At 34.9% G+C, this 3,463-nt stretch carries 4 protein-coding genes and 1 pseudogene; 3 read left to right on the top strand and 2 right to left on the bottom strand.

The window, feature by feature from the left end:
• The coding region (locus WBM70_RS11045; RefSeq protein ID WP_424558555.1) for a transposase at positions 1-958 on the top strand (958 nt) is incomplete at its 5' end.
• Positions 959-1,276: 318 nt separating this feature from the next.
• On the opposite strand, the gene WBM70_RS11050 is transcribed toward WBM70_RS11045, so the two are convergent.
• Positions 1,277-1,525 carry a transcriptional antiterminator Rof gene (locus tag WBM70_RS11050; protein WP_424558556.1) on the bottom strand — a complete coding sequence of 83 codons (249 nt, stop codon included), beginning with the start codon at positions 1,523-1,525 and terminating at the stop codon, positions 1,277-1,279.
• A gap of 70 nt (positions 1,526-1,595) precedes the next feature.
• Here WBM70_RS11050 and WBM70_RS11055 point away from each other — a divergent pair, with 70 nt between their 5' ends.
• Positions 1,596-2,162 carry a hypothetical protein gene (locus tag WBM70_RS11055; RefSeq protein WP_424558557.1) on the top strand — a complete coding sequence of 189 codons (567 nt, stop codon included), beginning with the start codon at positions 1,596-1,598 and terminating at the stop codon, positions 2,160-2,162.
• Positions 2,163-2,183: 21 nt separating this feature from the next.
• On the opposite strand, the gene WBM70_RS11060 is transcribed toward WBM70_RS11055, so the two are convergent.
• Positions 2,184-2,822, bottom strand: a complete 639-nt coding sequence (locus tag WBM70_RS11060; protein WP_424558558.1) for a helicase-related protein — start codon at positions 2,820-2,822, stop codon at positions 2,184-2,186.
• Positions 2,823-3,017: 195 nt separating this feature from the next.
• Between WBM70_RS11060 and WBM70_RS11065 the strand changes: the two are divergent.
• Positions 3,018-3,463, top strand: a pseudogene (locus WBM70_RS11065) (alkene reductase); the annotation flags it as partial.

The following is a 3,463-nucleotide window of genomic DNA, read 5'->3' on the forward strand; positions in this document are numbered from 1 at the left end:
TGCATTTGTTGCTAAACAGGTTTACAATCTTCAGACCACAAGTGCCTTGATAGACCGATTGAAAATAGATAGAACATTAAGAATAATATGTGGATGGAGACATTACAATGAAATCCCCAGTGAATCCAAATTTAGCCGTGTCTTTAAAGAATTCAGTCAGCAATGTATTGCATCTAAAGCCCATGATGTTTTTATAGAGAAGTATTTAAGTGAGACACTTTTCTTTTATAGCAGTATCGATTCTACAGCCATAGAACTTAGAGAAAAATCTGTGATGTATGGCAAGAGTAAAAAAGAAGTCAAGCCTAAACGTAGACAGGGACGTCCAAAGAAAGGTGAAGAACTTCCTCCTAGAAAGCCAAGCATACTACAACAGCAAGAGAAAATGATTGAAGCAGAAGAGATGTTATCTATCATAGGAGCAGAATGTAATACCAGCATTAAACAAAATTCAAAAGGTAACCGACACAAATGGACAGGAGGTAAACTTCACCTCTCAGTCGTAGATGGTGATATCCCTATCACTGCACTCTATTCTTCAGCTTCCGTACATGATAGTTCATTGGCATTACCTCTCATCAAAGAGAGTACTAAGAAAGTAAACTATTTGTATGACCTGGCTGATGCTGCTTATGACACCAGTATCATAAGGGATTATTCTAAAAAACACAATCACAGACCCATTATTGATATCAATCCCAAGAACTCAAAAAAACTCAAAGCACAGATAGCTTTGGCAAAAAGTGAAAAGAAGATATTGCAACCACTTGGAATCTATAATGATTCGGATGATCGACACTACAACCAGAGAACCAGTGTTGAAAGAGTTAATGCCTATTTGAAAGACAGCTATGGATGCAGTAAGATCTATTATCAAGGAGCACAAAAGGTAGCTTCCGTGTTGGCCTTTGCCGTGTTGTCTGTTTGTATAACACAGTCTTTGAAGCTTGTTACTTAACTTCCTTTAAATACTAAAGACAAAAACACCATTTCACCAAATCTAAACCATAAAGCACGCCCTAAAAATACGATTTTTAACCATTTTTAGATGTTTAGTTGTAAATAATTTCAATAGACAGCTTTTTTCAATAGTTGATTGCAGACTATTGAAAATTAGCGACTTTGTGATGTTGAATTTGCAAGTGGCTCAATATATAACTTTATTAGGTTTTACTTTTTCATCGAATCATTATTGCTTTATTCAGGTTAGATATAGTTTTAGAGTTAAATTGAGAGGACGAGGGCATTGCTGTCTTCTAACTCCTATCTTTGGATATTAATCTTCTCTATGTCTTTTACCATTAAATGTAACTACCAATGACAATCTGATTTTTTCTTGTGTATCCAATACTACAAATTCAAAACCATTGATGACTTCCATCGTCTTTACTAAAGCTTTTGTTTGTTGTTTCTCTTTCTTTTTTTCTTGTTCTTCATTTTGATAATATTCTATTTTTGAAGGAATTTTTCTTTGCATTGCAACTGTTAATTGATCAAAAAACTCTGTTGATATAGGATTGTACATCATACCCTTTCTTGACATTAAAATTATAAATATGATTATACTATTTAAGAATTAAGTCATATAATGAATGATGGATAAAAAATTAAAAAAATATATAGAACGATATGATTTAATACATAATTGTGAAACGTATGAACTTATGCCAAATGGCGGCATGACAGTTTTGATCAATCAGGAAACAAACTGTGAAGTATTGATTGACAATAAGGCTTACCAGTTAGAAAATTTCCAAGCCATGCTGATTAATGCCTATGAAGAGTCTGTACATATTCAATCTAATAAAAATCTTAACCTAATTGCAGTAAGATTCAAAGGAGCAGGGGCTTCCTTTTTTTACGAAGAGTATATGGATGAACTCATGCTGATTCCCAAAGAACCTATTTATATAGAAAAAAATATTGTAGAAAATGAACTTGATATCTATTTTAAAAATTGTTTGAAGCCAAGTAAATTACCTTTTAATATTATGAAAATAATTGATTTACTAGATGAGCAAGGAAGTGATTATAATATAGATGAAGTTTTAGAAATAGCAAATGTACCAAGGAAGATTCTGGATAAGATGTTTAGGTTGAAAACTGGTTTAACTTTCAAAACCTATGCAACTGTAAAAGAGCTTGATACAAAAAGAGCATAAATATGGAGTGCTAACTAGAAATTATACTTCTTTTTCTTTTTTCATTTTATTTTTACTGTGTCGAGGTTTTTTAGTTTTGTCTTTTTTTACTGTCTGCTTAGGCTTGTCTGTAGCCACAAAACCAGCTACCTCTTTTTCTTCTATTCCTTTTTTCATGTTGTACTCTATCTCATCAAGGTAGGGTTCGTCTTCAGGGCTTATAAGCGCCATAGCAACACCTAACTCTTTCATAAAAGCTAAACGATTATAATACTCTTGAGTATCATCAGGCATATCATAACTCACAACAAGTTTGATGTTTTCCAAGGCTAGTGTTTTGAGTATCATGTCTGTAGTGATGATGACATGGAGTGTGCCAGCATTAAATTTACTTGCAGCTTCTTGCTGCTGTGTTTGTCTGTGGTTGCCATGTACGGCAGTGGCATTAAACTCTTTTGAGGTTAAAAACGTACTCAACGCATCTGCTTTTTTCTTACTTTTCACTACGATGACTACTTGTGTTTGTTTGTAGTCATTCAGAAGCAACCCAAGCATAGACATCTTGTCATGTTCTTTCACAAAGTAGATACTCTGAGGCGTTCGTAAAGCCACAGATCTTTGGTCATGATAAATGGTTTCTGTATCTATCTTTTTTTGTGGTGTATCAATTTGTTCAGACATGAGATGCTTCCTTGAAGTCTTTTTGAGATTATAGCTGATTACTTTACAGTTACGGTAGTTATAACTCGCTCAACAGATCTAGCTGTTTAACGAGCAATGTCAATTTTATGTCCAAAATGACACGATTTACACATGTTTTGCACACAGTTATATTATGCTATAAATGAATGATTATATACTTTAAAGGAATTATAAATGAATCTTTTCTCACCCATACAGATAGGCAAGTTGAACTTAAAAAATAGAGTCATCATGGCACCTTTGACACGTTGTAGAAGTGTGGAAGAAAATGTACCCAATGACCTGATGGCCACTTACTATGCCCAACGTGCCAGCGCAGGACTCATCATCAGTGAGGCGACACAGATCTCAACTCAGGGCATAGGGTATCCTTGCACTCCGGGCATACATACGCAGGAACAGGTGGAAGGCTGGAAAAAAATAACTAAAGCGGTACATGACAAAGATGGTGTCATATTTTTGCAGCTTTGGCATGTCGGACGCATCTCGCATTCTGCTTATCATGGAGGAGAGTTACCCGTTGCACCTTCTGCCATCAAACCCACTGGAGAGGTCTACACCTTTGAAGGGATGAAAGCGTATGAAACACCCAGAGCATTAGAGATAGATGAGATTAAAGC

Origin of the sequence: Sulfurovum sp. (genome assembly GCF_049668085.1) — a bacterium.
Taxonomy (GTDB): domain Bacteria; phylum Campylobacterota; class Campylobacteria; order Campylobacterales; family Sulfurovaceae; genus Sulfurovum.

Bases quoted from the DNA above. Each gene is read 5' to 3' on its own strand.
- WBM70_RS11055 (WP_424558557.1), top strand. From the start codon at position 1,596: ATGGATAAAAAATTAAAAAAATATATAGAACGATATGATTTAATACAT.
- WBM70_RS11050 (WP_424558556.1), bottom strand. From the start codon at position 1,525: ATGTACAATCCTATATCAACAGAGTTTTTTGATCAATTAACAGTTGCA.
- WBM70_RS11060 (WP_424558558.1), bottom strand. From the start codon at position 2,822: ATGTCTGAACAAATTGATACACCACAAAAAAAGATAGATACAGAAACC.